Genomic DNA, 21,526 nt, shown 5'->3' on the forward strand with positions numbered 1-21,526 from the left:
TCCTTTTTAATGACTAAATTACTAATATTATGAATCTAAAAGATCTGAACAACCTTAGAGCAGATACCGAAGGCAGGATAAAAGCCGTCTTCTTAATATGCATGTTTGTGCTGGTGTCTGCAGGTGGATTTGCTCAAAACACAAAGAGCATTTCGGGTACAGTGAGAGAGAAAGGCAGTAATGAAACTGTTATTGGAGCCACTGTACAAGTGAAAGGGACACACAACGGGGTGATTACTAATGAAAACGGAGAGTATACGATTAAAAACGTATCTCCGGGACAAGTACTTGTTTTTTCGATGATCGGCATGAATACGGTTGAGAAAACCGTAGGCAGTCAGAATCGGATAGATGTACTGATGGATTCGGGAGTGCTGATTGATGAAGTGGTGGTGACCGGTTATCAGACTCAGCGTAAAGTAGACTTAACCGGATCTGTATCCAGTTTGAGCTCCGACCAGTTTATGCAAACCAATCCGTTAAGCCTGGAACAAGCCTTGAAAGGCAAAATATCCGGTGTACAGGTAATGAACAATGATGGTGCGCCGGGTGGCGGAATCACGATTAAGATTCGTGGAGCCAGTTCTATTACGGCAGGCAGCTCGCCTTTGTATGTCATCGACGGTTTCCCGCTTCCTATCTCGGACGATCCGCTGGAAAGTCCTTTAGCAACTATCTCTCCCGATGCCATCGAGAGTATCTCTATCTTGAAAGACGTATCGTCTACTGCCATTTATGGGGCGCAGGGTGCCAATGGGGTTGTGCTGATTACTACCAAGAAAGGTACGGCCGGTATGAGTGAGATTTCCGTAAAAGCTACTTATGGTATCAGTAAACTGGCAAATTCAATCCCGATGCTGGGTGCCGAAGATTACATGCGTGCATATATGCGTGATATGATTATGAGCGGACGCTGGCAGAATGCCGATTTCTACCAGGAGTATAAAGATCAGGTATGGAATACCAATCCTTCCCGTTTCCAGTTCTATCCGGATCTCTGTTTGCAGAATGGTACCAAGCAGAATTATGAAGTGTCTTACAGAGGCGGAACCGAACGGATACAGAACTCTACCATTTTCTCGTTGATGAACGAAGATGGTATCGCAATCAATACCGGGTTTAAGCGATTCTATTTCCAGACGAATAACAGCATCAAACTGCTTCCGCAACTGACTTTGAACACGAATATCTCATATGAGCACAATATTCGTAGCGGTGCTTTCTGGACAGAAGGAAATATTTTCAATGAAATACAGACTTTCTCTCCACTTGTTCCCAAAGAGTGGACTTTCCAGGAGATAGATGACAACCTGTACTATACAGGTAAAATGGATAATCCTTATCGGAAGCTGAAAGACATTGATTACAATAATAAAAATAATACTTTCTTCGGTCAGGCGGAATTGGTATACAACATTAATGATAACTGGTTTGTAAAAGGCGGTATTGGCGTTCGTATCCCTAAAGGGGAAGTCAAAGAATTTGTTCCGAAGACCATCCAGCGCGGTTATGATAATAATGGCTTGGCTACGTATGCTACACAAAGCGGATTAAATATGCGTGGAGTGATACAGGCCGGATTCAATAAAGTATTCAACAAGGTACACAGTCTTTCGGTGAATGCCGTGTATGAGGCCAATACCAATAAGTATGAAACCTTTAATCAGGAATATTCCCAGTTCAATACCGATTTGGGGTGGGAAGGTATTTATGATGCAAAAAGTGGTAATCATGTGAAGTCTCCCGGTGTATCTTACGAAAAGATAGCCATGCTCTCGGGAGTGTTTATGGCCAACTATTCTTATAAAGGCCGTTACTTGCTGAAAGCTTCCATGCGTGCTGACGGTTCTTCTAAATTCAGTCCCGATAACCGTTGGGGATTCTTTCCATCCGGTGCGCTGGGTTGGAGAGTTTCAGAAGAAGAATTCTTCAAGAATGTGCCTTGGCTGGAGAAGAACGTAAGCAACCTGAAGCTACGTTTCAGCTATGGCCAGGTGGGTAACGACCAGATTGCTCCTTATGCTTATGCACAGACATTGTCTTCCAGCCAGCGTCAGGCCATCTTTGGCGACGGAGCTATCCCGGCTTTGTATACCAGCCGTATGGCGAACCCGGAGATCAGTTGGGAGGTGACGGAAGAGTTTAACGGTGGTCTCGACCTGGATATGTTCAATAACCGCCTGAATGTGTCATTGGACCTCTATACAAAGACTACCCGTGATATGCTGCTCGAACAGAATCTGCCACGTACTTCTGGTTTCGGGAAGGTGACCCGTAACATTGGTTCGGTGCGTAACCGCGGATTTGAGATCAGTGTAGGCGGTGTGCTTATTGATAAAAAGGACTTTACCTGGAATGCTACGGTGAACTTTAGCTCCAATCAGTCCAAGGTGCTTAGCTTAGGTACTGAAACACAGATGCTCGAAGGACGCCCCGTAGGTTCGGCTTCCGGTTCGGAGAATGTTCTGATTAAAAAAGGATATCCTCTCGGACTCTTCTATGGTTTGCAGATGGAAGGCATCCGCAGCAACTGGCATTCGGATTATAACGGTATAGGCAGTGCCGATTCTCCTTGGTGGTATGCTACCGAGAGAGAGATGCCTTACGGTTTCCCATCCTTTGCCGATACCAATGGAGACGGAAAAGTGGATATGAGTGACCGTGTTGTGATCGGAGACGTGAATCCGGTGTTTATCGGTGGTTTGAACACTCGTCTGCGCTGGAAGTTCATCGAACTGGCTATGGACTTCAGTTGGTCATACGGAAATGATATTATCAATGGTAATGTATACAACCTGATGAACAACGGGGATATCCGCAATAAATCGGCTGTGTATTATAAAGATGCCTGGTTCGCGAACAATCCTACCGGTACTTTTACAGGTCCCGGTGCCATTGACTGGTCAGGATATATGTGGGCTGCTTCCAACTCGGAGATGGTGGAAGACGGTTCGTTCCTGAAGATGAACAACCTGGCTGTCACCTTCCGTTTACCGAAGAACGTATTGAAGGCTTGGAAGATTAAAGACCTGGCTCTGACGTATACGATTAACAACGTTTTCTGTCTTACGAACTATTCGGGATATGACCCCGAGGTACGTAGCGGTAGCTCTGTGAACAACCGTATTCTTCCGGGAGTCGACATTTCGGCCTATCCGTACGCCCGCTCTCATATATTCTCACTTAATTTCAAATATTAACAGGTACTGCCATGAAGAAAATATTATTAGCCCTTTTAACCTCTTGCGCCTTAGTGTCGTGTGAGGGGTATTTCGACCAGTTACCGAAAACAGAACTTCCGTCTGAGACTTTCTATACCTCATATGACGCTGCTTTGCGTAATGTTGCTATACTCTATGCCAATGCCGGGCATGTGAACGATGGAATTATGACCAGTGACCGGTTTATGATGCCTTCGCTGATGAATGAAGGTCCGTTCGACCTGACATCTACCTCGGGTAGTGTGCTGAACTTATGGTCGAAGCATTATTCATATATCGCGCAGGCGAACCTGATACTTGAAAGACTGGAAGCTAACAAAGGAGTGATTGACGAGAACGCCGGACATTCTGCATTGGACAAGGCCACCATCACCGGATCGGCAACCGAGATGCTGATGGGCGAGGTGCGTTTCCTCCGGGCTTATGCTTACTTTACTTTGTACCGCTATTACGGTGGTGTACCCCTGGTCACAGAGCCTACCGGACCGAAACCGGCTTATGTGCCACGGGCAACCCGGCAGGAGATGTTCAAGTTTCTTTATGACGAGATGGCTTATGCATTGGATAAGTGTCTGGATAACCGTTCGGGCATTGCTTACGGCCGTGTGACGAAGGGAGCCGTGGCAGGTATGCTGGCAAAGATGAAGATATTCCATGCTTCTTATATCCGCCGTGCGGAAATGTATGGGGATAAGATCAATGAAACGACGGCTGGCGATGTGGATAAAACGACGTTATATGCCGATGCCGTGAAGTTGTGTGACGATATTATTGCCGGTATATACGGAACTTATGAGCTGGAAGAGTACTTCCCCGCTGTATTTACCAAACGCAACAATGAGATTATGTTCAGCGTGCTGGCAGAAGAAGGGGTGGGCACCGGAAACAAGATACCGATGGGCTTTGCCGGTGAAGGCAAGTACGGTGCTACCGGCGGAAGAAACCTGACCTCGTGGCTGACGCTGCTATATGACATACCGATGTGGGAACATAACTACAGTTTCAAGGACGTGTGTATGGATTACGGACAGGTGGACCGCTTCAATGCCGAGAGTCCGAAACCGGGAACAACTCCTTATGATTTGCAGAATCTTTATGACCGTACCGGGAAATACTCCATAACGGGAGATGTTACCCGTCGCATGTGGAGTTCGGTGAAAGGCTGGGTGACCGGTCCTAACAGTGGCGGTGCTCCGGTCGGCTTGTGGGTATTCGAACCTGCCGGACGTGAACTGGGCCCTGAGTTCTACATCGAACCGGGTAAAGTAAACGATTATACCGAAGAGCAGCTTAAAGTCATGGATGTGGCTCTCGAGAGTCACGAACGGGCTTGGTGGAAGAACGAGACGAACGGGCAGAACAAGCCCAACCTCTGGAACTGTAACTGGTGGCAGTTGGGTAAGTTCCGTAACCTGAATCCGAGTGAGCTGAGCTCTACTTTTGATATCAATTACGGTGGTGTGGACTATCCTGTTTTACGTCTGGCTGAGGTTTACTTACTGAAAGCAGAAGCCCAGATTATGCAGGGTCATGCTTCGGAAGGAGTGAAAACGATGAACATCATCCGTGACCGTGCTTGCCATCAGGGTTCCATCAAAGATATGTTTGTCTCTCAGGGAGATGCTCCTTATACTTACCAGCCGGGTTCGGTTATGATGATTCCTACGAATATCAGTCCGGCCAATGCATTGAAGGAGCTGATGTATGAACGTCTGCGCGAACTGGCAGCCGAGGATGATTGCGGGTGGCTCGATGTAGCCCGTTTCCCGGATGTGTCGATGGTCGACTTGGCAGATATCTGCCGTTATCGTGATCCTCTGCAGTTCTTTGATCCGTTTGGTGATCCGGCGCGTGGAGAGTACCTCTGGCATCTTTTCAACGAAGAGAAGGTATACCGGGTGCTGATGCCGATACCGTTTACCGAGTTATCGTTCTTCCCAGAGATGAAACAGAATCCGGGATATTTCTAATACTAAATACGAATGGATATGAAAACAAATAAACTGATTATAGGGCTGCTTGCTGTGGCAGCCACTTCGCTGGTTTCCTGCGAGAAATTTGGTGCAGACGTAGAGACACCGTCTGTCAGCATCTCCGTATCACCCCAGAATCCGAAAGTAGGCGAAGAGGTGACGGTGACCATCAATACCGATGCCCAGTACCTGACGCTTTTTACAGGTGATGAAGGCAAGAAGTTCGAACGTTCGCGCGTTAAAGCCATTATGGAGCACGATTGGGACAGCTTCTATGAAGAGTGTTACCGGGTTCCTTATGCCAAAAATGGGGAAAAGACCCTGTTTTATAAATACTTTAAAGACTATCAGTCCATCGAAGAGGTGAAGAAGGATTTTGAGTTCTTCGGTGCCATTGACAATATCCAGTTGGTCCCCTACAAGAAAGGGGACTTTCCGGAGGCTTTGATGGAGATGAGCTACATAGGAACCAATCAGCTGAAGTTTACGGTGACCGACCGGCGTATCCCTTCGGGCATACGGATGAAACCGGATATCCACATCTTTGGCGGACTGGCCAACCAGCCGGGTAATACGATTATCGAAAGCCGCTTTGTGGCGTGTGATGCCGACCGTGCGATTCGTAAGTATTCTAATGATGCGTGGGTGGCTGCTTACTTCGGCCTGCACACCGAGCAGTTGGAGGACTTTGGCGGATATAGTGCCGGATACAAGTACTATACGATGCAGGATGAGCGTTCGTACGGCGCATTCCAGACCAACGATCCGCTTTCACGTCGTCCTACCGAAGGATTTTATAAACTGGGCGATATGTACAATCGGGATACATACCTGCAACCCTTCCTGGATCATGGTGAAAAGATCATTCTCCGCCAGGTGGACATGTACGTCAACGGCCGTTCCACCTTTGCGGCAGCCGACGATTCGCCTTATAAGTACGATCTGGATGGGGATGGAGTATTGGAAGCATATGAATGTGAACTCGATCCTGCTACCGGACTTCCGGTTCACGAAGCCGACTATACGAAGTATAAGGGTTTCCAGGGCGATGTCTATCTCTCTTTCATAGAGATGGGGACCGACGAGTACGAACCTTGGAACACGGGTGTTTCGCTGGGTTCTGTATACACTACCGGAGGAATTCAGAAAACTTATAAGTACATTTACACCGGAGCCGGCGATTTTACCATTACAGCCGTTGCCACCAATGTGGGTGACAAAGACTATAAGGGGATCGATTATAGTGAAGAGCGGAGTAACTCGCTGGATGACTACAGTCATAAGAGAGCACTTAGCAGTGTGAAAATTTCAGTGCAGCCGTGATGCTTCTCTGCCGAATGTAAAACAGTGGTTGAGTATCTGCATGGCAGCGTTTATCCACCAGGGCTCCGGACGAAGTACCGCCGTATACCCGGACGAAGTACCGCCGTATACTCGAACGAAGTACCGCCGTATACCCGGACGAAGTACTGCCGTATACTCGGACGAAGTACCTGCGGGTAAAAAGTGCCACACAGCCCTCCTGTGACGGATGAGGCACAGCAATGCTCAACTACTGTAGATTACTTTATTAATTAAAGAATGGTGCCTATGAAACTTAAGTATTATATTTCATCCTTACTCTTTCTCTGTCTGAATATTTCTTCTCTCCGGGGTATAACTCCCCAAATGAAAGTCAGTCCGGACGAAAGGGGAGTAAGCTCGCTCGTCTTTCAGGGGGCGGACAATGTCCGCAACTATATAGACCACGGGAAGTATCTGGGCGATTTGAATCTGGCTTACGAAGTCAGGGGGAAAAGCTATGCAGTCTCTCTGGCCGATATTTCCCCACAGATTCTGTCCGCCACTTCCGATAAGATACAGATATTCTGGCAGCTTCCTTCGGATGTACGCCTCTATCAGACTTTCACCATCAAGGGTGAAGAGGTGGATTGGGAGATTGAGTTTTTCAACCGCAGCCACCATCCGGCGACGGTGACGGACCTGTGGTTCTCTTTGCCTGTCGGTGCTTTGGACGAATCGATCCAGGCACATCAGAATCTGAACCGGCACTTCTCTCTGAACGGGAATGCTTCTTTTTTCTACTGGACTTCGCTGACAGGGCAGGGTGACATCCTGCTGATGACCATGCGGAAGGGAACTTCGATTGAATATGCCACAGCGGACGGCAAATATTATCTGCATTCCACCCATGCTGTGGACCGTACAGATGATACCTGGAGATTGCCGTCTACCTCAAAGACTGTACAGCCTTACGGACACTACGTTACCGGTTTCAACTTCACGCTTGCCGGAAATCACGAGGAGATACAGACGAAAATTTATGATAAGCAAGGGGTGGTTGTAAAGGTTGCCCCCGGCATGGTCGTTACTCCGGAGATGGAGGTCTGTTGCGCTTTGCGGTCCAAGCTGCCCGTTACCGGATTGGCGGCGGAATATCCCGCGGAGATGCAGATCACCAGCCTTGGACAGAAGGCAGGAGATACATATCTGTATAAGTTTCGTTTCTCCCGTTTGGGAGAGAACCTGATAACGGTACGTTACGGAGAAGATCGGGTCTGTTTCCTCGACTTCTTTGTGACGGAACCCCTGGAGATCCTGATTAAAAAGCGGGCACGTTTCATTGTCGGACGGCAGCAGCATCGCGACCCTTCCAAGTGGTACAATGGGCTTTATAGCCTTTGGGATATGGAGAAAGCCGAGTTGCTTTCGCCCGACCACCTGGGAGACTTGCGGGAAGAGTTCATGGTGGGTGGTTCGGACGACCCGTCTAACAGCAAGCCGGTCTATGTGAGTGAAAAGAATGTCATCTATCCCGACCGGGAAGAAATCGCCTCTCTGGAATACTACGAAGAAAACTTCGTATGGGGCAAGCTGCAACGCACAGACCGGGAATATCCTTATCCGTACGGCATTTACGGCAGCGAAAACTGGTATCAGAACCGTAGCGGGAAATATGGTGGATACGAAGATGGCGGTTCGGGCAAGGGACGCATGTGGCGGACCTTCGACTATACCACCCACTTTGCCATTTATTATAACCTTTACCGGATAGCGGAGGATAATCCCGAGATGGTTTCCTACCTTGATGCCGATGGTTATCTGGAACGCGCCTACCGGACGGCAATGGCCTATTTTGAAGTGCCCTATAACATTTTGATGGGCAAGCAATGGACATTTCATGGCTGGACGGACTGGGCTTATAAACAAGGCAACTTTCACGAGCGCTATCTGCTCGACATCATCCGTGCCCTTGAGCAGAAAGGGAGAGAGAAGGATGCGGCCAAGCTGCGTCGTGAGTGGGAGAAAAAAGTGACTTATATGGTTTACGAAGATCCCTGGCCTTTTGGCTCCGAGATGTTTGTCGACCGTACAGCCTTTGAGTCTTCCTATTACGTGGCAGAGTATGCGAAGTTGAATCCTATCGAGCCGGAAGAGCAGTTCTGGTACGACAAGAACCTCAAGAAGTGGTATTCGTATACTTCGTTCGATACTGCGATGATCGACCGTTTCATGCAGAACCAGCTGGATGGGAACCTTGCGCTGCGCGGATTGTTTGAGCCGGGATATGCCAATCTGGGCACAGCGTGGAGCGGACAATACGTAAACCTCGACTATATGACCCAAATGGGAGGTGTGGCATTGCTCGATTATGCCTATCGGTTCTCCGACCGGCCGGACAGATACATCAATTACGGATATAACTCTTTACTGGCTTCATGGGCACTGATGAATACCGGTACGAAGGAGACCGGCTTTGGTTATTGGTATAAGGGAGAGCGGAACGATGGTGCTGTCGGCTGGGCCTTCTCACCCTACCAGAACTCACGCACTTACATGAACTATATCAAAGTGGGGCGTTCTCCCTGGCGGTTTGATGGTGAAATAGACCACGGGCTTACCGGAGGCATCCACGGTTCGGGAGTCTATCTGGTGGATGATCCCGACTTCGGGCTGATCGGCTACGGAGCGAATGTCCGGACGGATAAGAACGGAACCGTGAGTATCACTCCCCTTGACGGAGTACGCCGGCAGATACGTATCATGACTCCTGTCCGTTTCTCCATCGAATTGATGCAGGACGGATTCCGGAAAGATCATCCCGTCACCCTCAAAGGGGCAGCCGAAGAACTGAGCTTCTTCATCGAAAACCGTTCCGGCAAACGTCACAACACCACCATCCGGACCGAAGGAATGCCGGAAGGTAAATATACTGTCATGACCGATCACAAAATGATAACGACATTCCACATTGAGGCGGGTAATACACATCATCCTTATTATATAGAGGTGCCCGTTACGGACAAACATACCCAAGTGAAACTTTTAAAAACAAATTAGAATGAAACATGTACTAACAGGGCTATTTCTGCTTCTCCTTACGACAGCCTGTTCGGAAGAGGGACAGCAGACAATAACACCCGTTCCCTTTAATCAGGTGACTTTGACCGATGGGTTCTGGAAAGAAAGGATGCAGACGGAAATCAACGTAACGGTACCTTTCTCCGTTGAGCAGAGCGCACCGGCGGTAGAGCGTTTCCGGCGTTGCGCCGCCTTTCTGGCAGGAGACTCCACAGCCCTTCCCGAGACTCACCGCTTTATAAGCTCCGATCTTTATAAAGTGATGGAAGGAGTGGCTTATTCACTGATGATTCGCCCGGACAAGGAGCTGGAAGAGTTTATGGATGAAGTGACCGATCTGATTGCTGCTTCACAGAAAGAGGACGGATATTTATATATTTCGCATATTTGTGGTAATCCCGATCCCCGAGAGATGGGAGAGAAACCTTACTCGTGGGTCGTTCATAGCCATGAGCTTTATAATGTGGGGCATCTGTACGAAGCAGCGGTAGCCTATTATCAGGCTACGGGTAAGGATAAACTGCTGAATGTCGCCATAAAGAGTGCCAAGCATGTGAATAAGGTGTTCTTTGAAGGAGGTGATCCCAATTATAATGGCGGCAAACCGGTCAATCAGGCTCCGGGGCACGAAGAGATCGAGCTGGCACTCTGCAAGCTATACCGGGTGACAAATGATACGTTGTACCTCAATATGGCAAAGAAGTTCCTTGAGATCAGAGGAGTCACTTACCGTCCGGAAGGTGAGGGAGTAATGGCGCCGACTTACGCACAGCAGCATGCGCCGGTGAAAGAGCAGACCGAAGCTGTTGGGCATGCCGTTCGTGCGGCATATCTATACACAGCCATGGCACAGGTCGATGCCCTGACCGGACTGAATGACTATACCCGTGCGCTCAATTCTATTTGGACGAATCTGGTCACTACCCGTATGCATATCACCGGCGGCCTTGGAGCCATAGAGGGGATGGAAGGCTTCGGGGCTCCTTATGAACTCCCCAATCTGACAGCCTATAATGAAACCTGCGCGGCGGTAGCCAACGTGTTCTTCAATTATGGTATGTACCTGGACAGCGGAGACGCTAAATTCCTCGATATAGCCGAGCTTTCACTCTTTAACAACTCGTTGGCGGGCATCAACCTGCATGGCGACCGTTTTTTCTATGTCAATCCTCTTGAGGCAGACGGAGTGAGACGCTTTAATCATGGGAATGGCGGACGTGCCAAGTGGTTCGGGTGTGCCTGCTGTCCTCCCAATATTTCACGTCTGATCCTGCAAGTGCCGGGCTATATGTACGCTTATAGCAAAGACAGGGTTTACCTGACCTTGTATGGCGGCAGCCAAACGGAAATTCCCCTGGAAGAAACCCGTGTGAAACTGGAGCAGTCCTCTGCCTATCCGTTCGATGGAAAAGTGCGCGTGACGGTGCAGCCCGAAAAGGCAAGTAAATTCTCGGTTTGTATGCGTATCCCTACGTGGGCACGCTCCGGAGAATTTGTTCCGGGGGGACTTTACCCCTATAAACAACCGGGGCACACGGAAATTGAACTAAGCGTTAATGGACAGAAAACCGATTTCAGGATGGAGAAAGGATTTGCCGTTGTCAAGCGTAACTGGGAGCCGGGTGACGTGGTCGAACTCAACATCCCCATGCCGGTGCGTTTTGTAGATTGCATCCCCGAAGTCAGTGAGAATATAGGTAAGACCGCCGTAACCCGCGGCCCATTAGTCTACTGTGCCGAAGAAGTGGATAATGCCGGCCCCGTCCAACGCCTCTATCTGGGCGATGTTAACGAATCACAGGCAAAGGTGGCCAATATATCCTCCGGTGTGCTGCAAGGATTGGAAAGTATCACCCTGCCGGGTATGGAGAAAAAAGTGGAAGGCATCACCACCCGTGAGATCACGATGGTTCCTTACTACGCCTGGTGCAACCGGGGAGACAACCGTACGATGCTGGTTTGGTTGAACGATGAGGCCTCCACCGCCAGCATCGGCCAGCAAGCCATGGCTTATCTCCGTAATATCAAAGCGGTGAACGTATCCTCCCTGGCTGCCGGAAAGAATATTTCCACACATGCGCTTTGCGACGGAAAAGTATCCGATTCTTCCGCAGACAAGCTGACTGAAAGGTGGATGTCCGACGGCTCGGGCAGACAATGGGTGCAGGTAGACTTCAAAGAACCCTTCCTGCTGAACTCCCTTTCCATGTATTGGCTGGACGATCAGGAAAAAATAGCCGTTCCGTCGGGTTGGTCGGTAGAGTATAAGTCGGATGCCGGATGGAATCCCCTTGAACTCTATGTGACGGACTCATATCAGGTGGGCACCGATCGGTTCAACGTAGTACATCCTTCAGGCAGTGTTGAAGTGGAATCCGTTCGTATTCTTATAGAACCTCAGAAAGGAAAATCAATAGGTGTTTCAGAGATAAGGTTTGAGTAGGTTCTTTTTTTCAGCAGGAAAGAGGGTGTTGTACAGCAGAGGCAACATCCTCTTTCTCTATCAGGATGTATATGCCGTATCCTCACAATGTAAAAACAAAAAAGGTCCGCCGTAATGACGAACCTTTGTTTGCTCTTCCTCTTGGACTTGAACCAAGGACCCTCTGATTAACAGTCAGATGCTCTAACCGACTGAGCTAAGGAAGAATTTAGCAACTGAGAATTTGAACTTTGCTCTTCCTCTTGGACTTGAACCAAGGACCCTCTGATTAACAGTCAGATGCTCTAACCGACTGAGCTAAGGAAGAATTTAGCAACTGAGAATTTGAACTTTGCTCTTCCTCTTGGACTTGAACCAAGGACCCTCTGATTAACAGTCAGATGCTCTAACCGACTGAGCTAAGGAAGAATTTAGCAACTGAGAATTTGAACTTTGCTCTTCCTCTTGGACTTGAACCAAGGACCCTCTGATTAACAGTCAGATGCTCTAACCGACTGAGCTAAGGAAGAATGATTTGTTTTTCTCAATTGCGATGCAAAAGTAATAGGATATTTTGAAATATGCAATATCTTTGCAAAAAAAATTAGTGAAATGGATAAAATAATTGGATTGGGCAACGCCCTGGTAGACGTACTTGCAACCCTGAAAGATGATACACTCCTTGATGAAATGGGATTACCCAAGGGAAGCATGCAACTTATTGATGATGCTAAGTTACAGCAGATTAACGAACAATTCAGTCAGATGAAAACCCACTTGGCGACCGGTGGAGCAGCGGCAAATTCCATACTTGGACTCGCCTGTCTGGGTGCCGGAACCGGTTTCATCGGAAAAGTCGGAAATGACGCTTACGGAAACTTTTTTCGGGAGAATCTGCAAAAAAATGGCATCGAAGATAAATTATTAACGTCTGATCTGCCGTCGGGAGTCGCTTCTACTTTTATTTCTCCGGACGGAGAACGTACTTTTGGTACTTATCTCGGTGCTGCTTCTACGCTGAGAGCCGAAGATCTGACACTGGATATGTTCAAAGGTTATGCTTATCTGCTTATAGAGGGATATCTGGTACAGGATCACGATATGATTCTTCATGCCATTGAGTTGGCAAAGGAAGCCGGTTTGCAGGTTTGCCTCGATATGGCAAGTTATAATATCGTGGCAGGCGATCTTGAGTTCTTCTCTTTATTAATAAATAAGTATGTAGATATTGTTTTCGCCAATGAAGAAGAGGCAAAGGCGTTTACGGGTAAAGAAGATCCGAAGGAAGCCCTTGAACTGATCAGCAAGAAATGCAGTATCGCCATTGTAAAGGTAGGTGGAAATGGTTCTTACATCCGTAAGGGTACGGAGGAGATCAAAGTAGAGGCCATTCCTGTAGAGAGAGTGATCGATACGACGGGAGCAGGTGATTATTTCGCTGCCGGATTTCTGTACGGGCTGACTTGCGGCTATTCTTTAGAGAAATGTGCAAAGATTGGTTCAATTCTCTCCGGAAATGTTATACAGATAGTTGGAACCACGATTCCTTGCGAGCGTTGGGATGAAATAAAGTTAAATATTAACGAAGTTCTGTCAGAGTAAGCAGGCAATGAGTTACTTTTACGTCTCATTTTAACGAAAAGTGTATGAAAAAGTTTCTGAATAGACGAAATGGTGTCCTGTTGGCAGCCGCATTGGTTGTCGTAGCATTCTTTAGTTTCAAGAGCGGTGACGACCGCAATTTCCAGATTGCTAAGAATCTGGATACCTTTAATTCTATCGTCAAAGAACTCGATATGTTTTACGTAGATACGCTCGATCCGAATAAGACGGTTCGTGAGGGGATCGACTATATGCTCTCGTCACTCGATCCGTATACGGAATATTATCCGGAGGACGACCAGGCTGAACTGCAACAGATGTTGAACGCTTCGTTCGGGGGTATCGGATCTTTGATCACGTACAACCAGAAACTGAAACGTTCGATGATAGCCGAGCCTTTTGAAGGAACCCCTGCTGCTAAAATCGGACTGAAGGCAGGCGATATCCTGATGGAGATAGACGGAAAAGATCTGGCGGGAAAAAACAACCAAGAGGTGAGCCAGATGCTCCGGGGTGCAGTAGGTACGAGCTTTAAGCTGAAGGTAGAGCGTCCGGACGAAAAGGGTGGCACCCGGCCGTTGGAGTTTAATATTGTACGTCAAACCATCCAGACTCCGATGATTCCTTACGATACCATCTTTAATAAAAATGTAGGTTATATCAATCTGAGCACCTTCTCCGGTACTCCTTCCAAAGATTTTAAGAAGACATTCCTGAGACTGAAGAAAGAGGGCATCACCTCGTTGGTGATTGACCTGCGCGGAAACGGTGGCGGACGTCTGGAAGAAGCGGTAGAGATTGCCAATTTCTTTTTGCCCCGCGGCAAAGTGATCGTGACTACCAAGGGAAAGACCAAACAGGCCAGCAATACGTATAAGACATTGCGTGAACCGCTGGATCTCGATATTCCTATTACCGTATTGGTAAACGGAGGCACTGCTTCCGCGTCCGAAATCCTTTCGGGAGCTTTCCAGGATTTCGACCGCGCCGTGATTGTGGGAAGCCGTACGTTTGGAAAGGGATTGGTGCAGACCACCCGTCCGTTGCCTTACGGAGGTGTGATGAAACTCACGACTTCTAAGTATTATATCCCCAGCGGACGTTGCGTACAGGCCATCGACTATAAACACCGCAATGAGGACGGCAGTGTAGGTATCATCCCCGACAGCCTGACTACCGTATTCCATACGGCAGCCGGACGTGAAGTTCGCGATGGTGGAGGTGTGATGCCGGATATCGAAGTGAAACAGGAAAAGTTGCCTAATATCCTCTTCTATCTGGTGCGCGATAACCTGATCTTCGATTATGTAACGCAGTACTGCCTGAAGCATCCGTCCATCCCTTCTCCGCAGGAGTTCAAGGTGACCGATGCCGACTATAACGACTTCAAGGCAATGGTGAAGAAAGCCGACTTCAAGTATGACCAGCAGAGTGAGAAGATCATGAAGACGCTGAAAGAGGCTGCCAAGTTCGAAGGGTATCTGGATGAAGCATCGGAGGAGATCAAGGCACTGGAGAAGAAACTGATTCATAATCTGGACCGCGATCTCGATTACTTCTCAAAAGACATCAAGTCGATGATTGCCGATGAGATCATCAAGCGTTACTACTATACACGTGGAGGGATCATCCAGCAATTGAAGGATGACGATGGGCTGCAAGCCGCTCTCAAGATATTGGCCGATCCGGTCAAATACAAAGAAACTTTGAGTGCTCCGGTAAAGAAATAATAAATGGGGCTGTGTCAAAAGTCTTTTCACCACAGATTACACTGACTTTCACGGATTATCAACATCGATAATCAATGACTTAAAATTCACTTTGTGTTACTCTGTGTCCTCTGTGGTGAAAACAAACTATCAACGTCCGATAAGATAGCTCTGCTTTTTCCGCACAAAGAATTTTTCTAAAGACGACTGACTGATGAAGAATCTGTTATTGTTCCTTGTTTTTGTTTGTACTCTTTCTCTTCCTTGCTGGGGCAACCCTGTCCCTTTTTCACCTATTGTCCGCAATTATTCTGTCCTCGACTATAATGCCGGTAACGAAAACTGGGCCGTTGCGCAGGACGGGCGGGGCGTCATGTACTTTGGCAACAACAGCGGACTGCTTCGGTATGACGGAAGCCGGTGGAAGCTGTTTCCTTTGCCGGCGTCGGGCATTGTGCGTGCCGTTTACGTGGCTTCCGACGGGCGTATCTACGTCGGATCGTTCGAGGAGTTCGGTTATTTTGAAGAGAACGACCTGAACTTACTGGAATATCATTCCCTGAAAGATCAGGTGAAAGGGTTCAATTTTCACAATGACGAGATATGGACTATCGTGGAGCAGGGAGGGAACATCGTCTTTCAGTCATTCGGTTCATACTTCATATACGATGGCACGACGACGAAAGGAGTCCGCTGCCATGAACTGCCCCTGAATCTGTTCCGGGTAGGGGATACGGTTTATTCCCAACTGATCAATGCAGGTGTTTGTGTCTTTACGGGTGATAGGTTTACTCCGTTGATCTCCCGACAGGAGTTGGGCAACAGCGACGTACTGGCAGGTTTGCCCTATCCCGGTGGAATGTTGTTGCTGACCCGTAACAGCGGTGGATATCTTTATACCTCCTCCGGCATTCGTCCCTGGCATACAGATTGTGATGAGGAGTTGAAACGCCATACCGTCAATCGGGCAGTGATGACGAAAGACTCTTGCTACGTGATAGGAACCATCTCCAACGGGCTGTATGCCTTCAGTAAAGAAGGACGCCTGCTCTGGAAAGAGAACGCTGACAACCAGTTGGAGAATAACACCGTCCTGGGGCTGTATTGCGATATAGACAATAATATCTGGACAGCCCTCGACAACGGCATTGCCTACGTGCGCAACAATTCTCTGATTTATCATTTCGAGCCGGTGCGTCGCAAGGTCGGAATGGTGTATGACGTGCTGGTACGCGAAAAGGATGCCTATATCGCTTCCAACCAAGGGTTGTACCGGCTTGAAGATAACCTCCTGGAACTGGTTCCGGGACTCGAAGAGCAGGCATGGACCATCGGCGAATGGGGCGATCAGGTGCTTTGCGGACACAATAAAGGTACTTTCCAGATTAAAGGCATGCAGGCCCGGCTTCTTTCCGACGTACGGGGAGCCATGTGTATGCGGCAGGCGCAGATCGGTGGGGAAGAGCTCCTGATACAAGGTACCTACACTTATCTGAATATTTATAAGAAGAATGCTGCCGGTGAGTGGTACTTCTCCAATTCGGTGCGCAACTTCAGCCATATGGCAAAGAACATCGAAGTGGATCCTCACGGCAACATCTGGGTGCAGCACATGCGCAAGGGGCTTTACCGGGTGCGTCTCGATGAAGCGTTGAAGCAGGTGACGGACCTGAAGCAGTACGACTCTCTGTCGGGGAATCCGGGCGGGCATTGTTACCTTTTCAAGGTAAACGGACGTGTCGCCTTCTCGGACGGGCGGAACTTCTACACTTATGACGACATGGCGGATTCCATTATTCCCTACAAAGCGATGAACGAACAGTTGGCCGCACTCCGGGATATCCACACTGTCACCGCCATGAAAGGCGATCTGTACTGGTTTCTCAGCGACCGCGAGGCCTGTCTGGTGAGATGTACCGTGAACGACTTTAAGGTGGAGCGGAGAATACCCTTCTCCATGTTTGGCAACCTTCCCATCGAGGGGCTGGCCCGGATGGTATACGACAAGCGGAATGATTGCTCTTACCTCTGCCTCAATAACTCCTTTGCCCGTATCGCTGCCGACAGCACCGGGCTGTACAAGTCCCGTGAGCAACCGTCTTTATGGATCTCCGGCTTTTCGGCATTCAACGAGCAGACGGGCGAGCGGCTGCAACTCCCGGTTTCGGGAGATGATGAGATAGCCCCCGCTTTCAACAATGTAGGCATCTCTCTTGCCTATCCCGTTTACAATGATTTTGCGTTTCATGTGCGTTACCGCCTCGAGGGGTTGTCCGGCAAGTGGATCGAGGGACTTCCCGATTTGCAGAAAGACTTTACCCGGCTGCCATTCGGTTCTTATCGCTTCCGTGCCGAGGTGTACGATGACGGCGGGGTGGTTGCTGCTGTCGAACTGCCTTTCCGTATCCTGCGTCCCTGGTATCTTTCGTACGTAGCCATTGCCGTTTACGCTCTCTCCGGGCTGGCATTTCTGTTGGGGCTCCTTTACGGGGTCTACGTCTATACCAAGAAGAAGAAAGATGCCGTCATCGACCGTCAGCGCGCGCACCATAAAGCAGAGATAGAGCAGCAGGAAAAGAAGATCATGGCACTGGAGAAGGAGCAACTCGAGGCCGACCTCCGCTTCAAGAGCAAAGAGCTTTCGGGCGTGGTGATGACCAACATCGCGCATCAGGAGTTCCTGAGCTCGCTGAAAGAGGAATTGCAGCAGCAGAAACTCTCCGGGCAATATACCCGCAAGAACCTGGATAAGCTGCTTTCGATGATCAATCAGAATATTGTCTCCGACGAAGAGAGCTGGAATATGTTCCAGTCCAACTTCGACCGGATACACGAGAATTTCTTCCGGAACCTGAAAGAAAAGTTCCCTGACCTGACTTCCGGCGATTTGCGCCTGTGCGCGCTGCTCCGGCTCAACCTGCCGACGAAGGAGATTGCGAAGCTGATGAACATTTCCGTAAGGGGTGTCGACGCTGCCCGCTATCGTCTGCGCAAGAAGTTGGGGCTTCCTCCGGAGAGCAGCCTGACGGATTTTATGATCTCCTTCAAGTAGTTGGAAATTAAATGATTGATATGAAAAGAAGTACTAATGCAGTACTTCTTTTTTTGTTTTTTCGGGTTTGTAGTATTCTTGCCGTATGGATAAATGGAAGGCATTTGCCGGAGATTCGCTTTATTTGTACCTGCAAAGTCGGAACATTCATAAATAGATACTAAAACTGTAAAGACCATGAAACATTTTGTACGAAGAATGCAGGCGTTCGCCGCTTCTTTGGTCATAGTGGCCGCCGGGGTACAGGCGCAAAAGGCTCCCCGGGATATGGACCGCTTTATCGACCAATTAATGAAAAAGATGACGCTGGAGGAGAAGATCGGCCAGCTCAACCTGCCCGTGACCGGAGAGATCACTACCGGACAGGCAAAAAGCAGTGATGTGGCCAAACGCATCCGTAACGGAGAAGTAGGGGGACTGTTCAACCTGAAAGGGGTAGAACGCATCCGTGAGGTCCAGCGGCAGGCGGTGGAGGAGAGCCGTCTCGGTATTCCCCTGTTGTTCGGTATGGACGTGATACACGGATACGAAACCATTTTCCCTATTCCTCTCGGCTTGTCGTGCACCTGGGATATGAAAGCCATCGAGGAGTCCGCCCGTATAGCCGCCATTGAGGCCAGTGCCGACGGTATCTCGTGGACATTCAGTCCGATGGTGGACGTCAGCCGTGACCCGCGCTGGGGACGTGTGTCCGAGGGGAACGGCGAAGATCCGTTCCTCGGTGCTGCCATCGCCCGTGCCATGATACGCGGGTATCAGGGAAAGGACATGAGCCGTAATGACGAGATAATGGCTTGTGTGAAGCACTTTGCCCTTTATGGCGCATCTGAGGCGGGACGTGATTATAATACGGTAGACATGAGCCGCCAGCGTATGTTTAATGAATACATGCTGCCCTACCAAGCCGCGGTCGAGGCAGGTGTCGGAAGCGTGATGGCCTCGTTCAACGAAGTGGACGGTGTGCCCGCCACCGGCAGCAAATGGCTGATGACCGATGTGCTGCGCAAGCAGTGGGGTTTCGGCGGATTTGTGGTGACGGACTATACCGGTATCAACGAGATGATCGATCACGGTATGGGTGACCAGCAGACAGTTGCCGCCCTTGCTCTGAATGCTGGGGTCGATATGGATATGGTGAGCGACGCCTTCAGCGGTACACTGAAGAAATCGGTGGAAGAAGGCAAAGTATCGGCAGCTGCCATCGACGCCGCCTGCCGCCGCATTCTGGAAGCAAAGTATAAGTTGGGACTGTTTGACGATCCTTATAAGTATTGTGACGTAAGCCGTCCCAAGAAACAGATTTTCACCAAGGAACATCGTGCCGTTGCCCGTAAGACGGCTTCGGAGAGCTTTGTACTGCTGAAAAACGAAGGTGTGTTGCCACTCAGCAAGAAGGGTACCATTGCCGTAGTCGGTCCGCTTGCCGATACCCGTTCCAACATGCCGGGCACCTGGAGCGTGGCTGCCGTATTGGATAATGCTCCTTCACTGGTCGAAGGGCTCAAAGAAGTAGTCGGTAACCGTGCGGAGGTGGTAACCGCCAAAGGAAGTAATCTGATAGGCGATGCCGAATATGAAAAGCGCGCCACGATGTTCGGACGCGAACTGCACAGAGATAACCGTACAGATCGCGAGCTCCTGGACGAGGCACTGAAAGTGGCTGCCAAAGCCGATGTCATTGTCGCCGCGCTGGGCGAATCATCCGAGATGAGTGGAGAGAGCAGCTCCCGCACCAATCTGGAAATGCCGGACGTGCAGAGAGCGCTGTTGCAGGAATTGCTCAAAACAGGAAAACCCGTTGTGCTCGTACTCTTCACCGGCCGCCCGCTGGTGCTTACTTGGGAGGAGGAACACGTGCCTGCCATCCTGAACGTGTGGTTCGGAGGGAGTGAAGCCGCTTATGCCATCGGCGATGTCCTTTTCGGTGATGTCAATCCCAGTGGAAAGCTGACCGCTACTTTCCCGCAAAATGTGGGGCAAATCCCATTGTTCTACAATCATAAGAATACCGGCCGCCCGTTGCAGGAAGGACGTTGGTTCGAGAAGTTCCGCAGCAATTACCTCGATGTGAGCAACGAGCCGCTCTACCCGTTCGGTTACGGATTGTCCTACACAACGTTTGCTTACAGCGATATCCACCTGAGCAGCACAGAGATGAGTGCCGACGGAGAACTGACGGCAACCGTTACCGTCACCAATACCGGCAGTCGCGACGGTGCAGAGGTGGTTCAGCTCTACATCCGTGACCTGGTGGGCAGTGTCACCCGTCCGGTGAAGGAGCTGAAAGGTTTCGAGAAGATTTTCCTTAAAGCCGGAGAGTCCCGCAAAGTCAGTTTCAGCATCACACCGGAATTGTTGAAGTTCTATAATTATGATTTGCAATTTGTTTGCGAACCGGGCGACTTCGATATAATGATCGGCGGAAACAGCCGGGATGTGAAAAAGGCAAGATTCTTGCTGAGGAAATGAAACTGTGAATAAGAGTTTACCGCAGAGGGCACGGAGTCTCATAGAAAAGCTTTTTCTTTCAAATATCCTATAAACTAAAGATAAAAATTCGGTGAGGCTCTGTGCAACTCTGTGGTGAATCAAGCGACTATCCAACTCTTTCCTTCTATAGATATTCCCAGTACGTTAATTGGCTATCAATTACTGATTCGCATGAATAATATAGAAAATAAGATTGCATTTTCAATTTATTGTTTTATCTTTGTAGAATTATAAGATAAACCTAACTTTAATCTCCGTCACAATAAAATCCAGACTTAAAAAAGACTTAAAATCAATTCATTCATATTTACATTATTATTTAGGAAACCGCTACAAGTAGCGGTTTCTTTTTTGTACAAAACAGGAAAATTGCAAAAATGTCATTTAGATGCCTATATATCGTCGTCGTGATCTCACGAAGACATCGTCTCGACGACGAAAAATTGAGATCGTGATCTCAATTTTTAAGGGATAAAATGACTCCAAATGACTATTGGTAATTAGTTATAACATTCTATAAGGGAAAAATTTGCTCTTAAATTGATACAAAATGAAGAGCTGCTTTCCTCTCTTTCACTACCCGTCTCTTTCATCCGGAAAGAATCCGTTCCTAAACCAGACAAGTCTATTATTTTTATCTTAGAATATAGTAAGCGGAAAGATTCTCTCTTCTATTAAAGTCTATAGCGTAAATA

10 protein-coding genes and 4 tRNA genes are annotated in these 21,526 nt (G+C 48.7%); 9 read left to right on the forward strand and 5 right to left on the reverse strand.

What is annotated here, in order from left to right; genetic code table 11:
- The first annotated feature begins 29 nt into the window (after positions 1-29).
- From JZY04_RS07815 to JZY04_RS07825, 3 genes are read left to right on the forward strand one after another with little or no spacing between them, the layout of a single operon-like run.
- Positions 30-3,200, forward strand: a complete 3,171-nt coding sequence (locus JZY04_RS07815; RefSeq protein WP_122142261.1) for a TonB-dependent receptor — start codon at positions 30-32, stop codon at positions 3,198-3,200.
- Positions 3,201-3,211: 11 nt separating this feature from the next.
- Positions 3,212-5,191 (forward strand): RagB/SusD family nutrient uptake outer membrane protein, encoded by a 1,980-nt coding sequence (locus JZY04_RS07820; protein WP_005811641.1) that lies wholly within the window; start codon positions 3,212-3,214, stop codon positions 5,189-5,191.
- 18 nt (positions 5,192-5,209) lie between these two features.
- A complete protein-coding gene (locus JZY04_RS07825; protein WP_122142348.1) occupies positions 5,210-6,517 on the forward strand; it encodes a hypothetical protein in 1,308 nt (435 codons plus the stop codon).
- On the opposite strand, the gene JZY04_RS07830 is transcribed toward JZY04_RS07825, so the two are convergent.
- The gene (locus tag JZY04_RS07830) at positions 6,503-6,709 is read right to left on the reverse strand and encodes a hypothetical protein (RefSeq protein ID WP_147347876.1); all 207 of its coding nucleotides are present in this window, start codon (positions 6,707-6,709) and stop codon (positions 6,503-6,505) included. The genes JZY04_RS07825 and JZY04_RS07830 overlap by 15 nt on opposite strands.
- A gap of 75 nt (positions 6,710-6,784) precedes the next feature.
- Between JZY04_RS07830 and JZY04_RS07835 the strand changes: the two genes are divergently transcribed.
- Together JZY04_RS07835 and JZY04_RS07840 are read left to right on the forward strand one after the other, a co-directional pair.
- The gene (locus JZY04_RS07835) at positions 6,785-9,535 is read left to right on the forward strand and encodes a DUF5695 domain-containing protein (protein ID WP_122142260.1); all 2,751 of its coding nucleotides are present in this window, start codon (positions 6,785-6,787) and stop codon (positions 9,533-9,535) included.
- 1 nt (position 9,536) lies between these two features.
- Positions 9,537-11,999 carry a beta-L-arabinofuranosidase domain-containing protein gene (locus JZY04_RS07840; protein ID WP_122142259.1) on the forward strand — a complete coding sequence of 821 codons (2,463 nt, stop codon included), beginning with the start codon at positions 9,537-9,539 and terminating at the stop codon, positions 11,997-11,999.
- A 132-nt stretch (positions 12,000-12,131) separates the two neighbouring features.
- On the opposite strand, the gene JZY04_RS07845 is transcribed toward JZY04_RS07840, so the two are convergent.
- The 4 genes from JZY04_RS07845 to JZY04_RS07860 all read right to left on the reverse strand — a co-directional run bounded on the left by JZY04_RS07845 (position 12,132) and on the right by JZY04_RS07860 (position 12,508).
- Positions 12,132-12,205: transfer RNA gene (locus JZY04_RS07845), tRNA-Asn, on the reverse strand.
- 27 nt (positions 12,206-12,232) lie between these two features.
- Positions 12,233-12,306 (reverse strand) — tRNA-Asn (locus JZY04_RS07850).
- 27 nt (positions 12,307-12,333) lie between these two features.
- Positions 12,334-12,407, reverse strand: a tRNA-Asn gene (locus JZY04_RS07855).
- 27 nt (positions 12,408-12,434) lie between these two features.
- Positions 12,435-12,508 (reverse strand) — tRNA-Asn (locus tag JZY04_RS07860).
- An 82-nt stretch (positions 12,509-12,590) separates the two neighbouring features.
- Between JZY04_RS07860 and JZY04_RS07865 the strand changes: the two genes are divergently transcribed.
- The 4 genes from JZY04_RS07865 to bglX all read left to right on the forward strand — a co-directional run bounded on the left by JZY04_RS07865 (position 12,591) and on the right by bglX (position 20,810).
- The gene (locus JZY04_RS07865; protein ID WP_005781950.1) at positions 12,591-13,580 is read left to right on the forward strand and encodes an adenosine kinase; all 990 of its coding nucleotides are present in this window, start codon (positions 12,591-12,593) and stop codon (positions 13,578-13,580) included.
- A gap of 44 nt (positions 13,581-13,624) precedes the next feature.
- Positions 13,625-15,310 carry a S41 family peptidase gene (locus JZY04_RS07870; protein WP_122142258.1) on the forward strand — a complete coding sequence of 562 codons (1,686 nt, stop codon included), beginning with the start codon at positions 13,625-13,627 and terminating at the stop codon, positions 15,308-15,310.
- A 193-nt stretch (positions 15,311-15,503) separates the two neighbouring features.
- A complete protein-coding gene (locus JZY04_RS07875; RefSeq protein ID WP_032539161.1) occupies positions 15,504-18,341 on the forward strand; it encodes a hypothetical protein in 2,838 nt (945 codons plus the stop codon).
- Between the two features lie 177 nt (positions 18,342-18,518).
- Positions 18,519-20,810 (forward strand): beta-glucosidase BglX, encoded by a 2,292-nt coding sequence (bglX, locus tag JZY04_RS07880; protein WP_122142257.1) that lies wholly within the window; start codon positions 18,519-18,521, stop codon positions 20,808-20,810.
- Positions 20,811-21,526 lie beyond the last annotated feature (716 nt).

This window comes from Bacteroides sp. 11BF (genome assembly GCF_019633765.1).
Lineage (GTDB): Bacteria > Bacteroidota > Bacteroidia > Bacteroidales > Bacteroidaceae > Bacteroides > Bacteroides hominis.

What these genes read in the sequence shown, in the direction of transcription:
- JZY04_RS07840 (WP_122142259.1), top strand. Translation starts at nt 9,537, where the DNA reads ATGAAACATGTACTAACAGGGCTATTTCTGCTTCTCCTTACGACAGCC.
- JZY04_RS07835 (WP_122142260.1), top strand. Translation starts at nt 6,785, where the DNA reads ATGAAACTTAAGTATTATATTTCATCCTTACTCTTTCTCTGTCTGAAT.
- JZY04_RS07820 (WP_005811641.1), top strand. Translation starts at nt 3,212, where the DNA reads ATGAAGAAAATATTATTAGCCCTTTTAACCTCTTGCGCCTTAGTGTCG.
- JZY04_RS07865 (WP_005781950.1), top strand. Translation starts at nt 12,591, where the DNA reads ATGGATAAAATAATTGGATTGGGCAACGCCCTGGTAGACGTACTTGCA.
- bglX (WP_122142257.1), top strand. Translation starts at nt 18,519, where the DNA reads ATGAAACATTTTGTACGAAGAATGCAGGCGTTCGCCGCTTCTTTGGTC.
- JZY04_RS07875 (WP_032539161.1), top strand. Translation starts at nt 15,504, where the DNA reads ATGAAGAATCTGTTATTGTTCCTTGTTTTTGTTTGTACTCTTTCTCTT.
- JZY04_RS07870 (WP_122142258.1), top strand. Translation starts at nt 13,625, where the DNA reads ATGAAAAAGTTTCTGAATAGACGAAATGGTGTCCTGTTGGCAGCCGCA.
- JZY04_RS07815 (WP_122142261.1), top strand. Translation starts at nt 30, where the DNA reads ATGAATCTAAAAGATCTGAACAACCTTAGAGCAGATACCGAAGGCAGG.
- JZY04_RS07825 (WP_122142348.1), top strand. Translation starts at nt 5,210, where the DNA reads ATGAAAACAAATAAACTGATTATAGGGCTGCTTGCTGTGGCAGCCACT.